At 66.4% G+C, this 18398-nt stretch carries 14 protein-coding genes; 12 read left to right on the forward strand and 2 right to left on the reverse strand.

Going from position 1 to position 18398, the window contains the following annotated elements; genetic code table 11:
- Positions 1 to 10: 10 nt before the first annotated feature.
- Positions 11 to 589, reverse strand: coding sequence for an isochorismatase family protein (locus JSV65_02710; GenBank protein ID UCH35282.1), 579 nt, complete (start codon positions 587 to 589; stop codon positions 11 to 13).
- 249 nt (positions 590 to 838) lie between these two features.
- On the opposite strand from JSV65_02710, the gene proB reads away from it, so the two are divergent.
- The 11 genes from proB to JSV65_02765 all read left to right on the forward strand — a co-directional run bounded on the left by proB (position 839) and on the right by JSV65_02765 (position 14202).
- Positions 839 to 1972 (forward strand): glutamate 5-kinase, encoded by a 1134-nt coding sequence (gene proB, locus JSV65_02715; GenBank protein UCH35283.1) that lies wholly within the window; start codon positions 839 to 841, stop codon positions 1970 to 1972.
- A gap of 94 nt (positions 1973 to 2066) precedes the next feature.
- Positions 2067 to 3113, forward strand: coding sequence for a 3-methyl-2-oxobutanoate dehydrogenase subunit VorB (locus JSV65_02720; protein ID UCH36679.1), 1047 nt, complete (start codon positions 2067 to 2069; stop codon positions 3111 to 3113).
- Between the two features lie 114 nt (positions 3114 to 3227).
- On the forward strand, positions 3228 to 3932 hold the full coding sequence (locus tag JSV65_02725; GenBank protein ID UCH35284.1) for a 2-oxoglutarate oxidoreductase: 705 nt from the start codon (positions 3228 to 3230) through the stop codon (positions 3930 to 3932).
- Complete coding sequence (locus JSV65_02730) at positions 3932 to 4504, forward strand: 2-oxoacid:acceptor oxidoreductase family protein (GenBank protein ID UCH35285.1); 573 nt, start codon at positions 3932 to 3934, stop codon at positions 4502 to 4504. Before JSV65_02725 ends, JSV65_02730 begins: the two co-directional genes overlap by 1 nt.
- Positions 4505 to 4640: 136 nt before the next feature.
- On the forward strand, positions 4641 to 5885 hold the full coding sequence (locus JSV65_02735) for a GNAT family N-acetyltransferase (protein UCH35286.1): 1245 nt from the start codon (positions 4641 to 4643) through the stop codon (positions 5883 to 5885).
- Between the two features lie 165 nt (positions 5886 to 6050).
- Positions 6051 to 7223, forward strand: a complete 1173-nt coding sequence (locus JSV65_02740) for an extracellular solute-binding protein (GenBank protein UCH35287.1) — start codon at positions 6051 to 6053, stop codon at positions 7221 to 7223.
- Between the two features lie 59 nt (positions 7224 to 7282).
- Positions 7283 to 8356 carry an ABC transporter ATP-binding protein gene (locus tag JSV65_02745; protein UCH35288.1) on the forward strand — a complete coding sequence of 358 codons (1074 nt, stop codon included), beginning with the start codon at positions 7283 to 7285 and terminating at the stop codon, positions 8354 to 8356.
- Between the two features lie 54 nt (positions 8357 to 8410).
- Positions 8411 to 9271 (forward strand): ABC transporter permease, encoded by an 861-nt coding sequence (locus tag JSV65_02750; GenBank protein UCH35289.1) that lies wholly within the window; start codon positions 8411 to 8413, stop codon positions 9269 to 9271.
- Positions 9268 to 10068, forward strand: coding sequence for an ABC transporter permease (locus JSV65_02755; GenBank protein ID UCH35290.1), 801 nt, complete (start codon positions 9268 to 9270; stop codon positions 10066 to 10068). Before JSV65_02750 ends, JSV65_02755 begins: the two co-directional genes overlap by 4 nt.
- Before the next feature lie 52 nt (positions 10069 to 10120).
- Positions 10121 to 10615, forward strand: coding sequence for a nitroreductase family protein (locus tag JSV65_02760; GenBank protein ID UCH35291.1), 495 nt, complete (start codon positions 10121 to 10123; stop codon positions 10613 to 10615).
- A gap of 701 nt (positions 10616 to 11316) precedes the next feature.
- Entirely contained in the window at positions 11317 to 14202 is a 2886-nt protein-coding gene (locus JSV65_02765) for a carboxypeptidase regulatory-like domain-containing protein (GenBank protein UCH35292.1), read from the forward strand.
- A 165-nt stretch (positions 14203 to 14367) separates the two neighbouring features.
- On the opposite strand, the gene JSV65_02770 is transcribed toward JSV65_02765, so the two are convergent.
- Positions 14368 to 15213 (reverse strand): SUMF1/EgtB/PvdO family nonheme iron enzyme, encoded by an 846-nt coding sequence (locus JSV65_02770; GenBank protein UCH35293.1) that lies wholly within the window; start codon positions 15211 to 15213, stop codon positions 14368 to 14370.
- A 645-nt stretch (positions 15214 to 15858) separates the two neighbouring features.
- On the opposite strand from JSV65_02770, the gene JSV65_02775 reads away from it, so the two are divergent.
- A partial coding sequence (locus JSV65_02775; GenBank protein ID UCH35294.1) for a hypothetical protein occupies positions 15859 to 18398 on the forward strand: 2540 nt, incomplete at its 3' end.

Raw genomic sequence — 18398 nt, forward strand, 5'->3', positions numbered from 1 at the left:
CCCCGCGGCCTCAGGCTTCCCACAGCGCCTCTGACTTGATGAGGCCCATGACGGCGCGGAATTCGTCGGTGCCCGCGCGCTCGAGCAGTTGAAACAGCACGGCCTCCAACGTGCTGATGATGCCCCCGGCGGCGCGGATGTTGTCCACGGCAAACCGGCAGTTGAAGTCGCCGCGAGCGGTGACTGCGTCGGCCGGAAGATGCACGCGATACCCGGCGTGGATCAGGTCGAGCGCGGTCTCCATGAGGCAGACGTGGGTCTCGATGCCGCACAGTATCGCGGTCTTGCGCCCGAGCGACTCGATGGCGGCGGCGAAGGCCGGTTCCGCCCAGCAACTGAAGGTCATCTTCGGGATGACCGACGCCCCCGCAAGCAGGTCCGACACCGCCGCGAGAGTGCCGCCCACCTTCGTCGGGTTCTGCTCGGTGGCGATAACGGGCAGGCCGAGGGGCTTGGCGCACTTGAGCAGCAACTGAACCGCGCGCAGGACGCGCTCCTTGTCCGAGACAAGGTTCCAGAAGGCTTGCTGCATGTCAATCACGACGAGGAAGGAGTCGTCCTTGCAGGCGAGGTTCGGGTGTCGTGTCATTGGCGGCAACTCCGTGGGACATTTGACGTGACGTTCAACGGGGGCGACGCGTTGTCCTCTGCGGGTGCTGGGAGAGGCAGCGAGGACTGCGATGATCGCCGGCTTGCGACGGCGCCCGCCGCTTGATGCGCTCTGAGGGCGGGGGCGGGACCCGTCGGCTGGGTTGGTGAGTCAATCCCGGTGCGACCACGGCGGGTTCGTTTCGCGTCGCGGGTGGAATCTGCTATAATCAACCCGGAGGCTCGTTGGTTGGACGAAATCCCGCGACAAGCGCTCGGTCGGGCGACTCGCATCGTCGTCAAGCTGGGGACGAACGTGGTCACGACCGCCGAAGGAGCGATCAACCGCCCGCTGCTCGCGGGCCTGGCGCAACAGATCGTCGCACTGCGGCAGGCCGGCAAGCAGGTACTGGTGATCACCTCCGGCGCGGCGAGGACCGGGCTCGCGCACCTGGGGCTGCCGAGCGACACGGAGGATGTGCCCACGCGCCAAGCGGCGGCGAGCGTCGGACAGATCGAGCTGGTCGGGTGCTATCGGGAGATCTTCGCGCGGTTCAAGCAGCCGGTGGCACAGGTGCTGCTGACGCAGGCCGACATTACCGACCCGCGGCGCTACCTTCACCTGCGCAACACGCTGTCGACGCTGCTGGCCCGAGGGGCGCTGCCGATCCTGAATGAGAACGACCCGGTGTCGATTCAAGGGGTGGCGATCGGGGAGAACGACCGCTTGGCGGCCATCGTCGCGGCGCGGATGGACGCGGAGCTATTGGTGCTGCTGTCGGATGTTGACGGCCTGTTCACGGGCGATCCGCGCACCGAGGCGGAGGCGAGTCTGATAGACACGGTGACTTCGCTGACGCGCGAGGTCGAGCGGCACGCGCGCGAATCAGGGAGCGGTTTTGGGCGCGGCGGGATGGTGGCCAAGCTCCAGGCGGCGAAGGCGGCGATGAACGCAGGGGTGTATATGGTGATCTGCCGCGGGAGCGCGCCCGACGCGTTGACGCGCGTCCTGGCGGGCGACGCGGTGGGGACGCTGTTCGTGCCGCGGCCGGGCAAGCTGCGCTCGCGCAAGCAGCGCATCGGGTTTGCGGTCACGCCGAAGGGGCACCTGGTGATTGACGACGGCGCGAAGAAAGCGCTGGTCGAGCGCGGCTCGAGTCTGCTGGCGGTAGGAATCGAGCACGTCTCCGGCCAATTCCGTCAGGGCGACGTGGTGAGCGTGGTTGACTCCAGTGACGTGGAGATCGCCCGCGGCCTGGTCAATTACCGAGCTGAGGACGTGCGCAAGATTCGGCGCTGCCGGACGAGCGAGATCGAGGCGCGGCTGGGCCATCGCCCGTTTGACGAAGTGATACACCGCGACAATCTGGTGCTTCTGCACTAGACGAGCGCGGGGCGCAAGACACAGAGCCATCCGAGAGACGGGGGCAGGGCGATACAGGAGGTAGGTGTTGCCGAGAAAACCGAAGAGAGTGCTGATGCAGGGCAATGAGGCGGTAGCGCAAGGGGCGATTGACGCCGGCTGCCGCCATTTCTTCGGCTACCCGATCACGCCGCAGAATCCGCTCGGCGACTACATGGCGGAGCACATGCCGAAGGTCGGGGGCGTATTTCTCCAGGCGGAGAGCGAACTCGCTGCCGCCAACATGGTGTACGGCGCGAGCGCCGCGGGCGCGCGCGCGATGACCGCGTCGAGCAGCCCCGGCATCAGCCTCAAACAAGAGGCGATTTCGTACATGGCTGAATGCGAGCTGCCGGCGGTAATCGCAAACATCGCCCGCGGCGGCTCGGGTCTGGGCAACATCGCGGCGGCGGGATCGGACTACTTCCAGACCGTGAAGGGCGGGGGGCACGGCGACTACCGCACGATCGCCCTGGCACCGTGGTCGGTGCAAGAGATGTACGATCTGACGCGCGTCGCGTTCGACCTCGCGGACCGCTATCGGACGCCCGTCATTATTCTCGCCGACGCCATGCTGGGGATGATGATGGAGCCGACGACGATCACCGAGCCACCGGTTGATCCGGCACGTCTGACGCCGAAGCCGTGGGCCACGACCGGGGCGAGCGGGCGACCGAAGAACGTCATCAACTCGCTCTACATCGTGCCCGAGAAGCTGGAGGCGGTGAACCTGCGCATCCAGGCGCGGCACGACGAGGCGGCGCGTAAGGAGGTGCGCTGGGAGGAGATCGAGGCCGAGGGCGGGGAGCTGGCCATCGTCGCGTTCGGGACCGCGGCGAGGGTATGCAGGACGGCGATCGAGCGGTTGGCCGCGCGCGGCGTGCGCGTCGGCATGCTGCGGCCGATAACGCTGTGGCCGTATCCCTACGACGCAGTTCGCGAGCTGACGCAGCGAGTGAAGCGCATCCTGGTGGTCGAGCTGTCGTTGGGGCAGATGGTCGAGGACGTGCGCTTGGCGGTGGAGGGGCGCTGTCCGGTGCATTTCTTCGGGCGCACCGGCGGGATCATCCCGACGCCGAGCGAGGTGGTTGCGGAGATCGAGAAGCTGCTGGAGAACGAGTGATCTGCATGACAGGAGGCGAGGGCGATTCCACGGACGACGCGGACGAGCAAGAAGGTTTCGGGACCTGAGGGCAAGCAAGTCTTCAGTCACCCAAGGTCGCTATGGCAGCAGCGCATGCACTACTGCCCGGGGTGCATGCACGGCGTCATCCACCGTCTGATCGCGGAGGCGATTGACGAACTGGGCATCATGGAGCGCACGATCGGCATCGCGCCCGTGGGCTGCGCGGTGTTCGCGTACGACTACTTCCTGTGCGACATGGTGGAGGCGGCGCACGGCCGCGCGCCATGCGTGGCGACGGGCATCAAGCGCGTGCTGCCGGAATCGGTGGTGTTCACGTATCAAGGCGACGGGGACCTCGCCGCCATAGGGTGCGGCGAAGTCGTCCACGCGGCGGCGCGCGGCGAGCGCATCACCGTGTTCTTCATCAACAACGCGATCTACGGCATGACCGGCGGGCAGATGGCGCCGACGACGCTGCTCGGTCAGGTGACGACGACCACGCCCTACGGCCGCGACGCGCGGCAGGCGGGCTATCCGATACGGGTGTGCGAGATGCTGGGGACGCTCACCGGGCCGGCGTATCTGGAGCGCGTGACGGTGATCAGCCCCGCGCACGCCGCGCGCGCGAAGAAGGCGATCCGGCGCGCCTTCCAGACCCAGCTCAACGACGAAGGCTTCAGCCTGGTTGAGATCCTCTCGACCTGCCCGACGCGTTGGGGGATGACCCCGGTCGCGGCGACCGAGTGGCTGACGGAGAACATGCTGCCCCACTACCCGCTGGGCGAGTTCACGCCGGCGCAACGGAGGGGGGCTTGATGCGGCGCGAAATCATCATTTCCGGCTTCGGGGGGCAAGGCATCGTGCTCACCGGCCAGTTGCTTGCGGGCGCCGCCACGTTCGAAGGGCGCAACGTCGTGTGGAGCCCGTCGCACGGCCCGGAGATGCGCGGGGGCGAATCTAACTGCACCGTAGTCGTGGCAGATCGTCCGATCGGCTCCCCCGTGGTCGCTCATCCCGACACAGCCATCATCATGGACCGGCCGTCGTTAGTCAGGTTGTCCGGCGTCATCGCGAGTGATGGGCTGATGATGATCAACAGCTCGCTTGCCCCGTCCGGGCCGCGGCGCAGGGACCTGCGGGTGTGGAAAGTGCCTGCGAATCACCTGGCAGAGGAGATCGGCGACGTGCGCGTCGCCAACATCATCATGCTCGGCGCATTCATCGAGGCGGAACATCTCGTCTCGCCCGAGTCGGTCAAGCAGGCGCTGCGCGACCGACTGCCGCATCGGCGGCGGCAGTTGCTGGAGCTGAACGAGCGCGCACTGGAGCGGGGCATGCGGCATGTCCGCGAGGCGGGGGACAAAGGAGTCGCCGCGGGAGCCCGCTGATTTCGACGACGCGCGTCGGCAATATTGGTGCAGCGGCGGGGCGTGCGGCCCCGCTCGATTTCGGGACGGTCAGGAGGCCGTCCCCTACGTTTGCCCGACGGAGGTTGCGGCGAGCGCTGCGCCGGGAGGAGACGGAATGGAGATACGCGCGCTGCGCGAGGACGAGATCGAGGAATCCATCGAGCACGTCTGCTCCGTGTTCGGCAAGCCGGGGCACCGCCGTTTCCGGTGTCACCTCACCGACGACTCGTCGTTCGAACTGGAGCAGGCGCGGGTGTGCGTGGAGGACGGGAGGATCGTCAGCTACGTCCGCGTCTCGGATCGGCCGATCCACATCGGCTGCGCGGTGGTGCGCATGGGCGGCATCGGGGCGGTCTCGACGCATCCGGAGTATCGCAATCGCGGATACTCCACGGCCCTGCTCTGGGACGCCGTGCGCTACATGGAGCGTGACGGCTATGACGTGAGCATGCTGTTTACGGGCATCCCGACGCACTACGCGGAAGTCGGATGGGCGACGTTCCCCGAGCATCGCTTCAGCGTCGTCGCCGCGGAGCCACCGCCGGTGGAAACGACCTACGCGGTGCGCGACTTCGACGAGGCCCGCGACCTCGACGCGGTAATCGAGATCTACAACGTCTATAACGAAGAGCGCACCGGCACGATGGCGCGCCCGCGGCAGTATTGGTATGACGAGCACTCGCGCACTCTCGGCGTTCTGCCGAGCTGGGTCGTTAGACATGATGGCGCAACCGTCGCCTACCTGCGGGGGTCGGCGACCCACTTCGGCGAGGTAGCCTACCTGCCGGAGCACAGGGCAGCCGTCGAGGCGATCTGCGCGCGGGCGATGCGGGAGGCGCTGGCCCTGCCTCCGCAGACGGACGACCGCGCGCGGGGCCGGGGCTGGAAGAAGGGCGACGAGCCGCGCATCGGCGGCGAGTTGCCGAAATCGCATCCGGCGCTGGCAACGCTCGCGCGGTGGTCGCCGCGGGGCATCCACCACGAGGAGCCGGAGGGGATGATGGTGCGGGTGATCCGCCTCGTGCCGTTGATGGAGAAGGCGTCGCCGGTATTGGAGCGGCGGCTGTCGCAGTCGGGGCTGCGGCCGCGGCGGAGGGACATCTGCGTTCGGGAGCAGGGGCAGGCGATGCGGCTGGTCATTGACGGGCACCACGTGCACGCCGAGGCGGGCGAGGCGGGCGACATCGTCCTCGAACCGGGGACGCGCAACTTCTTCAAGCTCTTGTTCGGCGACAGCACGTTCAGCCAACTGCGCGAGTTGATTCCCGATGCGGATTCCGTTGCCGCAGAGGACGCCGCCTTGCTCGACATCCTGTTTCCGAAGCAAGAGCCCGTGTACCTGGGCTGCGATCATTTTTGAGCGGGGCGTCGGTCCGCAGCGAGGTCGAAAACGCGCCGCCTCGCCGCAGTTGCTGTCGCTTCCGAGTCTCCCCTCGCACGGCGCCCTCGAAGGGAAGCCGGTTTCCCGCGGCGAACAGCCCCAGGGATGGAGCGACGGCAAACACAACGCAGCGAGGTGATTCCCATGGCGAGCAAGCGAAGGAATGGCGCGGCGGCAGCAGGACCGCTCAATACGCTTACGCGGCGTGAGTTCTTGACGCGCGCGGCGAGCGTTGGGGTGCTTTTGGGCGCGGGCGGTCTCACCGGCTGCGGCCGAGGGAAGGGCGGAGCCAAGCGGGACGAAATCCGCGTGCTCACGTGGAGCGGGTACGACGATCAGGACGCGCTCAAGCCGTTCGTCGAGAAGTACGGCGTGAAGGTGCGGGCGACGTACGTCGGCGGTAATGACGAACTGTTCTCGCGGCTCAAGGCGGGCGGCCCCGGGGCGTTCGACCTCGTGACGCCGTACATGGGCTTCATCCAGCACCTGATCAACCACGACCTCCTCGCGCCGCTCGACGTTGCCCGGCTGAAGAACCTCGACCAGGTCTTCGACCAGTTCCGCCACGGCTACTGGACGACGGCTTTCGGGGACGGCACGATCACCGGCGTGCCGTACTGCTGGGGCTCGCTGCCGCTGATCTACAACGCTGACAAGGTGCGGCCGGAGCCGACGTCGTGGAGCGCGTTGTACGACCCGCGCTATAAGGGCAAGGTCGCGGTGCTCGAAGACATGCGCGGTCTGATCTTCATCACCGCGCAGTACATCAAGGACCGCCTCGGCCCGCTCGACGACCTCGCCCACCTGACGCCGAGGCAGCTCGACATGGTGTTCGAGCAGCTCGCGAAGCTCAAGGGGCAACTGCGCACCATCGCGCCGATCGTCGGCGACTTCATCAACATGATGGAGTCGGGCGACATCTGGCTCGGCGGGGCATGGGAGCTGGCGACGGTGCAGTGCCAGCGCGACGGCTACCCGGTGAAGCAGATCATTCCCGAGGAGGGCAGCTTCGCGTGGGTGGATAGCTGGTGTCTGGTCAAGGGGGCGCAGGATCTCGACCTCGTGTACGCGTTCATAGACCACATGACGAGCATCGAGGCGCAGCAGCTTGTCGTGAAGAACCTCGGCCTGGGCTGCGTCAACCGCGAGGCCGCGGAGGGGCTGCCGGAGGATGTCCGCGCGCTGTACAATCTCACCGATCTGGACCAGACCTTCGAGAAGTGCGTGCTGCCCGGCGTCGAGCCGACCGAGCCCGGAGGCAAGTACACGACGCTCCAGGACTGGACTCGCAAGTGGGAGGAGTGGAAGGCGCTGTAGTTGCCGGCCGGACGCGCGAGGGGGCGATCGTGCGGTGAGGGTGCAGTGGATGTGCGACCATGGCTGATGATGGCCCCATAGTAGTCCTCGAACGCGTCACGAAACGCTTCGGCAGCGTTGTCGCGGTTGACGACGTGAGCCTGGAGGTGCGCAGGGGGGAATTCGTCTCGCTCGTCGGGCCCAGCGGGTGCGGCAAGACGACGACGCTGCGCATGATCGGCGGGTTCGAGGAGCCGACGGCGGGCCGCGTGTTCATCGAAGGGCGCGACGTCTCCGGCGTTCCCCCGAACCGGCGCTCGACGAACATGTGCTTCCAGCGCTACGCGTTGTTCCCACACCTCAACGTGTTCGATAATGTCGCTTACGGCCTGCGGGTGCGCAAGCGGCAGCGATGGGAAATCGTGGAGCGTGTCTCGCGGGCGCTTGAGCTGGTGGACCTCGCGGGATTCGAGCTGCGGCGCGTGCACGAGCTGAGCGGCGGCCAGAGCCAGCGCGTGGCTCTCGCCCGGGCGCTCGTCAACGAGCCGTCGGTGCTGCTGTTGGACGAGCCGCTGGGCGCGCTCGATCTCAAGCTGCGCCGCCAGATGCAGATCGAGTTGCGGCGGATTCAGCACGCGCTGGGGACGACCTTCATCTACGTGACCCACGATCAAGAGGAAGCGCTGGCCATGTCGAGCCGCATCTTCATCATGAACCAGGGGCGGGTGGTGCAGGAGGGCGCGCCGGCGGAGGTGTACTCGCAGCCGGCCAACGAATTCGCGGCATCGTTCGTTGGCGAGAGCAACTTGCTGCGCGTCACGGCGACCGGGCCGCGGGAGGGCTCGTGGGGTGACGTGAAGGTCGAGATGAACGTCGGCAGCGCGCCGCCGGGATCCGAGATGCTGGTTTCCCTGCGGCCGGAGCGGATCGCCCTGCAGCCCGCGGAGGAGCCGAGCGGTGCGCCGAATCGCGCGCGGGGCCGGATTCGCGAGGCGATATTTCTCGGGCCGTTGGTGCGCTATCTTGTGGAGGTCGCAGATCGGTACACGCTGCGGGTCGTGCACCTCAGCTCCGGGGGCAGGACCTTCCGCGAGGGCGACGAAGTGCTGGCGGAATGGCAGGCGGACGACATGGTGGAGGTGTCGGGGGCGTGAGGGAGCGCCAGCCCCAACCAGGTGCCGCACGCAGCCCGTTGCCCATCACGGCCGATGCGTAGAGTTCGCGCGATACTCGTCAACACACTGCCGCCGGTGCTGTATCTTGCGGCGTTCTTCTTCGTCCCGCTGGCGGTGCTCTTTCTCTACAGCTTCTGGCGTGCGGAAGCCGCGGGGCTGCGCCAGGACTTCACGATTGCCAACTACCTCGACGTCTTCCGCGATACGGTGAACGTGACGCTGCTGATCAAGTCCGTGGTGATCGGCATCGCAGCGATGCTGGCGACGCTCGTGATCGGCTATCCCCTGGCGTACTTCATTCGCTTCCACGGCGGGCGCTACCGCAACGTGCTCCTGATGCTCGTCATCGTGTGCATGATTTCGAGCTACCTGGTGCGCGTGTATGCGTGGAAGGCGATCCTGGGCAACCGGGGCATTCTCAACTCGTTCCTCATCGCGACGGGGCTGCTAGACGAGCCGCTGTCGTTTCTCCTCTACAGCAACAGCGCGGTGCTCATTGCGTTCATCCATATCTTCACGCCGTTCATCGTCGTGCCGGTGTACTCGGCGATGAGCAGCATTGACGATTCGCTGCTGGAGGCGTCGCAGGACCTGGGCGCGTCGCCGCTGACGACGTTCCTGCGCGTCACGCTGCCGCTCAGCAAGCCGGGGATCATCGGCGGGTGTCTGCTGACGTTCATTCTCGTCGCGGGGGATTACGTGACGCCGACCCTGGTCGGCGGGGTGGACGGGATCATGATCGGCCGGACGATTCAGAGCCAGTTCGGGTTCGCGTACAACTGGCCGCTGGGGTCGGCGGTGGCGTTCGTCATGCTGCTGTGCCTGGCAGTGTGGGCGAGCGTGCTGGTGTTTGTGACGAATCTGCTGCTGCCGACGGCGGGAGGGCGGCGATGAAGACCGGCGCACGGCTGTGGCGCGGGTTGGCGCGGGCGCCGTTGGCGGCGTACGCGGTCGTCGCGTACATCTTCCTTTTCTTGCCGAGCCTGGTCATCGTCGTGTTCTCCTTCAACGACTCGAAGGTGACGGTGTGGCCGCCGCGCGGGTTCACGCTGCACTGGTACGCGGACATCCTGCGCGACGCGACGTTGGTCGAGTCCATCGTCAACAGCCTGATCGTCGCGTCGTTCGCCACCATCGGGGCGGTGATTCTGGGGACGATGGGCGCGCTGGCGCTGAGCCGCTATTACTTCCGCGGCAAGGGGTTGGTGAACGCGGCGATGCTCGCGCCGATTGCGATGCCGGGCTTGGTGACGGGCATCGCGATGCTGTCCTACTTCGAGTATGTGGGCTTCAACCGCTCGCTGCTGACCGTCGTCATCGCGCACGTCGTGTTCACGCTGCCGTTCGTGCTGACCATCGTCATGGCGCGCCTCAGCGATTTCGACGTCGCGGTGGAGGAGGCGGCGATGGACCTGGGCGCGTCGCCGCTGCGCTCGTTTCTGACCGTGACACTGCCCATCATCGCGCCGTCGGTGGCGGGTGCGGCGCTGATCGTGTTCGCGCTGTCGTTCGACGAATTCATCATCACGTTCTTCGTGATCGGGGCGCAGAGCACGCTGCCGCTGAAGATCTGGTCGATGATGCGCATTGGCATCGTGCCGACGATCAACGCGGTGGCGTCCATCATCATCGTGCTCTCGACGGTCGCGGTGCTGATCAGCGCGCGGTTCATCCGCGTCGCGCGGAGCTGACGAGCGGACAAGCGAGGACGCTTGCCCTACCAAGTCAAGCCGGAGGCGGACTATGGATGCGATTGAGGCGATCAGGAAGCGGGCAAGCGTGCGCGCGTACAAGCCGGACCCGGTGCCGCGCGAGGTGCTGGAGGAACTGGTGGAGTGCGGCAACCGCGCGCCGTCGGCGATGGGAGTGCACCCCTGGCATTTCGTCGTCGTGACCGAGAAGGCGATGCTGAAGAAGATCGCCGCCGCGACCGACTACGGCAAGTTCATTGCCGATGCGCCGGCGTGCATCGTGGTGCTGTGCGAGGACGGGCAGTACTTCCTTGAAGACGGCTGCGCGGCGGTGGAGAACATCCTGATCGCGGTGACGGCGCACGGGCTCGGATCATGCTGGGTCGCGGGCGATAAGAAGACGTATGCGGAGAGGATTCCTCGGATGCTCGGTGCGCCGGCCAACTACAGGCTCATCGCCTTACTGCCCGTCGGCTATCCGACGTCCACGCCCAAGCCGAAGCAGAAGCCCGGCCTGGCAGAGGTCCTGCACTGGGAGCAGTACTGAGGTCCGCGCGGCGGTGCGCGAAGCATGCGCGAGTGCTTCCGGCGCGCCAGTACCCGGCAGGAAGCCGCGTCGCCGATCCGGAAGTACAACAGTCGCCGCGGGGCTGCCTCTGAAGGCCCCTTCGCGGCCGTCTTGGGAGCATCGCCGTCAATCGGCAGCCCATGCCTGCAGAGTCTCGGGTGCTACCACAGCGCGGGTAATACCCGCAGACTCTTCCGGACGAGGTTCGTTTTGGGCGCCGCCGCGGTCCCCGGCGTCCTTCCGCGTAGAGTCTCGGCTCTCAGAGAAGCAGCCGAGACTTGTCCGTGATCCTGCTGTGCGGGATTCCGGAGTGAGGCCAGGCCTCGCCAGGGTTCGTGAGCGTGGTGCCGTAGCCTGCCGGCCCCGCAGTAATACACGAACCCCATCAATGCACGGACCTCGTGAGGTGATACGGGCGTGGTTGATGTCCCTGCGAGTCGATGCCGTTCCTGCGCTGCGGGAGTCGGCCTCGGCTTTCGCTGCTGTCCTCACGGCTTGGCGAAGGTCGGCCCGCTCTTGCCTCACGAGTTTCTTCCGAGCACCCGCACATTGCCCGGCAGCGCGGTCTCGACGACGGTCGCTGTTGCGGCGAAGGCGCCGATAGGTTATCGGTCGGAGCGAAGTACGAGCGGACAACGGACACCCGTACTTCGCCAGGCGTCACGCCGTCAGGAGGAAGGATGATGAGATTCGCCATTCTGGTGCTTTGCTGTTCGGTCATCGCGGCTCTGTGTATCACGCCGGCGCTAGGGGGCCAGGAGGTGCCGGTCAGTGTGACGTCCGCGACCGAGGCCTTTCCGCGGGTCTTCGGCGACACCGTGGTGTGGGGGGAGTATGGCAGCACCGGCTACGACGTCTATGCCAAGAGCCTGCGCACGGGCGCAACCACCGTCGTCGCCGCGGCGCCGGAGAGCCAGCAGCGCCCGGAGATCTGGGGCAGTCGGATCGTGTGGGAGGACTTCCGCAACGGGGATCCGGACATTTACATGTACGACCTGGCGACGGCGACGGAGACCGTGGTCTGCGGCGATGTTGCCCCCCAGTACCATCCTGCCATCTTCGGCAACCGCGTTGTCTGGCAAGACTACCGCAGCGGCAACTGGGACGTCTACATGTACGACCTCGCCGCGGGCGTCGAGACGCCGATTTGCACAGCGGCGAGTGATCAAGCGGATCCGGTGATCTGGGGCCATCGTATCGTGTGGCGCGACACGCGCAACGGCAACTGGGATGTCTACATGTACGACCTCGCGACGGCGGCGGAGACGCCGATCTGCACGGATCCGACGACCCAAGCGGGGATCGCGATCTTCGGCGATCGCATCGTGTGGGAGGACCTGCGGAACGGCAACTGGGACATCTATATGTACGACCTGATGACGGCGACCGAAAGTGCGGTCTGCGTCAACCCGGCACAGCAGTATGACCCCGAGATCTGCGGCGACCGCATCGTGTGGGCGGATCAGCGCAACGGCAACATGGATGTCTACATGCACGATCTCACGGCGGATGCGGAGACCCAGGTCTGCGGCGACTCGGCCGACCAGTACAATCCGTCCATCTTCGGCGATCGCATCGCATGGCAGGATATGCGCAATCCCAGCATGGACATCTACATGTACGACATCGACCCGTCATGGGGGGAACTGCAGATCAGCGAGCTTGTGACTCACGAGCGCTTGCCGTCCATCTCGGGCCACCGCGTCGTGGAGGAGGACTACTATTACGGCTTCTCCGATACCGACATCTGCATGTACGATCTGCCGAGCCGCACGTTCACCCACTGGTGGCGGTCGCAGCGCCAGTGCTATCCCGTGATATGGGATACCAGAATTGCGTGGCAAGACAACGGGGCGGGGAACTGGGACATCTACATGCGCGACCTCGTCAGCGGGAGCGTGAGTTCAGTGTGCACCGACGCGGCGGATCAGACGCGGCCGGCGATATTCGGCGACCGCGTGGTGTGGGAGGACGCGCGCGGCACCGACGTTGACATCTACATGTACGACTTGACGGGGGGAAGCGAAAGCCCGATCTGCACCGCGACCGGCGACCAACTCAACCCGGTCATCTGGGGCGACCGCATCGTATGGCAGGACTACCGCGCAGGCAACGGCGACATCTACATGTACGACCTGGCGACTGCCACCGAGATGCCCATCTGCACGAATGCCGCGCACCAGGAGCACCCCGCCATCTGGGGCGACCTGATCGTGTGGCAAGATCTGCGCAACGGCAGTTGGGACATCTACATGTACGACCTGGCCACCGGCACCGAGACGCCGGTCAGCACGGCGGCGGCCGGCCAGACCAGCCCCGCTGTGTGGGGCGACCGCATCGTGTGGTCTGACGCGCGCAAGGGCAACTGGGACATCTACATGTACGACCTGGCGGCGGGCGCCGAGATGCCGATCTGCGCGGCGACCGGGAACCAGGGGCTGTGCGCGATCTGGGGCGACCGCATCATATGGGAGGACTATCGCAACGGGAACGCCGACATCTACATGACGAAATGGCCCGCGGCGTATTTCGGCAACATCGCGGGGCAGGTGCGCGTACGCGGCACGACGACCAACATCGAGGGCGCGCGCGTGGAGCTGTACCGCGACAGCCTTCTCAAATACACAGCATCGACGAACACCAACGGTCTCTACAATCTTCAGGAGGTAGCGGCCGGGGCCTACGTAGTGAAGGTGTCCGGGACGGGCTTTGTCACGCAGACGAAGGCCGGCGTCGTGATCGCGATCGGCGATACGACATACGTCAACTTCAATCTGACGGCGTCCGGGCGGCTCATGGGCCAGGTGCGCATCCGCGGCACGACGGTGAACCTCGAGAACGCCGGCGTGTGCGCGTATCTGAACGGCCTCGAGCACGCGCTGACGTCGACCGACAGCAACGGGATCTACGTCATTGACACCGACCTGCCGACGGGCGAGTACATGATGACCTGCGTCAAGCCCGGCTACGAGCGGCAACTGAAGGCCGGCATTGCCGTGACCTCGGGCGCGACGACGTACGTCAACTTCAACCTGCGGTGGGTGGCGGTGAAGGGGCAGGTCAAGGATACGGGCACGGGCCTGCCGCTGATCGGCGCGGCGGTGGAGATCCGCGATGGGGATACCGTCATCGCCAACGCGACGACCACAGCGCCGTACGGCGTGTACGAGATAGACACCGCGCCCGCGCCGGGCACGTACACCGCGATCGCGCGCAAGGCCGGTTACGTGCGGCAGACGAAAACCGGCGTCGCGGTCAGCTACGGCACGACCGCGTACGTCAACTTCAACCTGCCGCGGTCGGGCACGCTCAGGGGGCAGGTCAAGGATAAGGTGGCGAACACGCCGCTCGTCGGGGCGACGGTGGTCGCGCGCAAGGACGGCATCGTGTGGGCGACGGCGACGACCGGCGCGCCGTGGGGTATCTACGAGATGGACAGCGACCTGCCGGCGGGGACCTACGTCGTTGGTGCGAGCAAAGCGGGCTACCTGGGTCAGACCAGGAAGGACATTCCCGTCACTGCGGGCGCGACGACGTACGTCAATTTCTTCCTGCAGCCGCAGTAGATTCCCGAGCCGAAAGCGGCTGCCTCACTGCAAGACTGGCTGACATCAAGCGTGCCGGTTGGCGCGCTGCGACACCGGCGCACGCAAACCCTCGATTGGTGGACCGCGACGCAGTTGCGGACACGAGGGATGCAGTGTGAAGTACAGACGCCGCCGCGTGTGGGGCTACGGCGCCGCGCGTCCCGGAGCGAGGCTTTCGTCCAGGGCGCAGCGAAAGCCGGCGGCGGCGAAGCAGGCGTCGGGGTACGCGTAGCTGCGGCAGGCGGCCTGGAAACTGTGTGGATTACCGTCGCACCAGGAGGCACCGCGAAGAACACGGCAGCCTCCGGACGTCGGCGGCTTCAGGTCACCGCGAGCGTAGCGGGCGTAGGCCTCCTTGTCGTACGAGTCGGCGCAGTACTCCCACACGTTGCCCGCCATCTGGTAGTGGCCCCACACGGAGCGTCCTTGCTCATAACGCGGGTCCCACACGATGCACGTCTGCGTCTGCCCATTGGAGCATGCGTTGTGGCACATGTCCTCCGCCCACTCGGTTCCCCACGGGTAGATCCTGCCGTCCGCGCCGCGCGCCGCCTTTTCCCACTCGAGTTCGGTCGGCAATCGCAGTCCGGCCCACTTGCAGTACGCCTGGGCTCCGTACCATGACACGAAGACGACGGGGTGGTTCGCCCAGCCCTCGTCGGAGTCGCGAAGCTCAGCGGGCGGGGTGTGCTCTTCGCCCTGCACTCGATAGTCCTGCTTGACCCGGACGATGCGGCAGGCAGCGTCGAAGGTGATCCACCTCTCGCGGTCAGCAGGCTTCGGCTGCACCTCATTCAGGAAGTGCGCGTATTCCCAATTCCGCACCGGGTACTTGCCGAGGTAGAAGGCGTGCAGATGGGTTCGGAAACCGGGTGCGCTGTGTGCGTCAGCGCCGGGGGCGCACCCGCCGAAAACGGCCTCACCAGCCGGTACGAGGAGCATCTCGCAGCCGTCTTTGGGATTCACGAAGACAGCTTCGACTTCAAGCATGGCGTACTCTTGCCGTTCCCTGTAGCCCGGCCGAGGGCCGCGACACGGCCGTGCGCGCGACCAAGCCAGTGCATCTGGGGTGCGGCGGCGTCATGGCCGTTGTCGGTGTCAGTTGATATGATAGTCACTCCCATTATTCCGCGTCTGGACGGGTTTTTCGCATGCCGAGGTCCGCGGCGCCAGCCTTGGCGCAAGCGGAACGGGCACACTCCGCGGCGTGGGGGCCGGAACGTCCGTTTGGGGCCGGCGACGTTGTCAAGCCGCCGAGATTCACGAGACGAGGCCCATGCTGCTGCCGTTGCCGCCAACCGGCTCCGGCGCTAGTTGGGAATCGCTCGTTTCAGCGTTCTGGTGCGCGTTTGCTGCGAACTCGCGCTGTGAGTCATGCCGCGGCGCGCGATGACGCGCTCCGTCCAACAGGAAACTGAGCGCGCAACGCGAACCACGCACACTGGCTGCACGCGGTTAGAGGCTGGGGGCTTGTGCTCCATGGACGGCGCGGAGGTCGCCGCGTGCTGCGTCACCGGCGGGGGAACTTTCCGCGTTCCTGACTAGTCCAACTCTCTGTGGAAAACACTCCTTTGGACGAGGCCTGTTGGATAGACGCCGACCTCCACGTCGGCTGAGGAGTCAGTGAGGAGAGACATGATGATGAAGCGCGTTGGTGAGATCTTGCGGCGGCCGCTGTTGGTGCCGCTGGCGATTGCGCTGGCGATGGTGTCGGTTGCGGCCGCAGTCGGCCCGCGCCAACTCGGCAGCGATACGGAGATCAGTCCGCTGGAGACGCAGGTGCTCGGGCAGTCGCAGTGGCTGAGCGGGAGCACGGCGTCGCTGCGGGTTATCGTAAGCGATCATGACAGCGGCGACCCGCTGCGCGCGTGGGTGCGCATCGGCGCGCGGCCCCAGCCCACGGGCGAGGAACAGCCGGCGCCGCTGACCGCCTTGCACGACGGGCGCACCAACGAGCGCGGCACCCTCGACGCGAGCTTCGCTGTGCCCGACCTTGAGCCGGGGATGTACGAGCTCGTCGTCCAGGTCGGCGCGATGCCGCTCGGGACGGACACGATCAAGCAGCCGCTGCGGATCACCAAGCGGGCGGAGGTGCTGCTGACGACGGACAAGCCGATGTACCAGCCGGGGCACGTGATCCACCTGCGCGCGCTCGCGCTGCAGCAGCCGCAACGCCTGCCGGCGGCGGGCGAGAACGTGACGTTCGAGATCGAAGACGCCAAGGGCAATAAGGTCTTCAAGAAGTCCCTGGCGACGTCGCGCTTCGGGCTCGCCAGCACCGACTTCCAGCTCGCGAGCGAGCTGAACATGGGCCGCTGGACGGCGCGGGCGATTCTGCCGCACGGCACGGCGGAGAAGAAGTTCACCGTCGAGCGCTACGTGCTGCCGAAGTTCAAGGTCGTCATCTCGCCGGACAAGTCGTTCTATCTGCCGGGCGAGACCGCGACGGGCAAGATTCAGGTGGACTACATCTTCGGCAAGCCGGTGGCGGGCGGTGAGGTGCTGATTGCCGCTTCGACTTTCGATATCGGTTGGAGCGAGATCGCGGAAGTTCATGGGCGCACGGATGACAACGGGACGTATCGGTATTCCATCGAACTCCCCGAGCAGTTCGTCGGCCAGCCGCTGGAGCAGGGCAAGGCGCTGGCGAAGCTCGATGTCGAGGTGACCGACCGCGCCGACCATACCGAGCACGCAGCGAAGACCATGCCGGTAGCTCAGGATCCCATCAACATCGTTGCGGTGCCGGAGAGCAGGACGCTGCGCCCCGGCCTGCCCAACACGATTTACGTGGTGAGCGGCTATCCTGACGGCAGTCCGGCGCAGTGCCGCATCCGGGTGACCGCCCCGACGGATGTCCATGTTGGCGATCGCGTGACGCGCATCATCGCGCAGGGCCTGGCGACCGACGAGTTGGGCATTGCCGACATCACCTTCACGCCCGACGGCCCGGTGGCCATCACGGTGTCCGCCGATGACGGCAAGGGCAACACTGCGACGCGCGAGATTCCTCTCGACGTGGCGGGGGGCGAAGATGCAATACTGCTGCGGACGAGCGAGGCAATCGCGCGCGCCGGCGACAAGGTTGACCTGACCGTGCTGTGTACGCGGCAGACCGGGACGGTGTACCTCGACGCGGTGCGCAACGAGCAGACGATGATGACGAAGTCGCTCGATCTCAGCGGCGGCAAGGCGGCGATGTCGCTACCTATGACGCCGGACATGGTCGGCACGGTCGAACTGCACGCCTACAAGATACTGCCAAGCGAGGACATCATCCGCGACACGCGATTGATCTACGTCAAGCCGGCGGACGACCTACGGATCGCGATCACGGCGGACAAGGAGACGTATCGCCCGCGCGAGCAGGCGCGGCTTGAGTTCGCGATCACCGACCAGGAGAATCATCCCGTGCTGGCGGCGCTCGGCGTGGTGGTCGTGGACGAGGCGGTGTACGCGATGCAGGAGATGCAGCCCGGGCTCGCTGAGATTTACTTCACGCTCGAACGCGAGCTGATGGAGCCGCGGTACGAGATCCACGGGCTGCGGCCGGCGGGGGTGGTGCGCGGCGAACTGCCGATCGAGAAGAGCAACGTGGAGCTGCAGCAGGAGGCGGCGCGGGTGCTGTTCGCGGCGGTGGAGCGGCCGGAGCGGATCAGAATGCGCGTTAACACATACCAGCAGCGCGTCGCGGAGATGATGGAGAAGTGGCTTGAGGCGCTGGCCCGCGATGCGGAGAAGATCAACCGGGCCCTGGAACGGTACCGCCAGGCGCACGGGCGCTACCTGGATCCGAACGCCGACCTGCAGATTCTGGTCCACGAAGGCCTGCTGAAGAGATCCGACCTCAGGGATAACTGGGGCCGGCCGTACCGCGTGCGGTTCCGCCAGGCCAACGCGTGGCTCGAAAGCCGCGGACCCGACGGGCGGTGGGATACGGCGGATGACCTGCCGGGGGCGCAACGCTGGGTGCGAGGCGGCAGAGCGATCGGCCGCGGCATGCCCATGGAGCAGCTGGGAGTGGTGGTCGAGGACGCTGCGATGCTGCGCCCCCCAGCCGTCCTCCAGGCAGGCAGGATGGAGAAGGCGGTGGCTGCGGAGGCCGCTCCTGGCGCAGCGGCGGCGGAGCCGGTGCTCGTGCGCCAGTACTTCCCGGAGACGATGTTCTTCGAGCC

It is taken from the genome of Armatimonadota bacterium, from assembly GCA_020354555.1.
In the GTDB taxonomy this organism is placed as follows: domain Bacteria; phylum Armatimonadota; class Hebobacteria.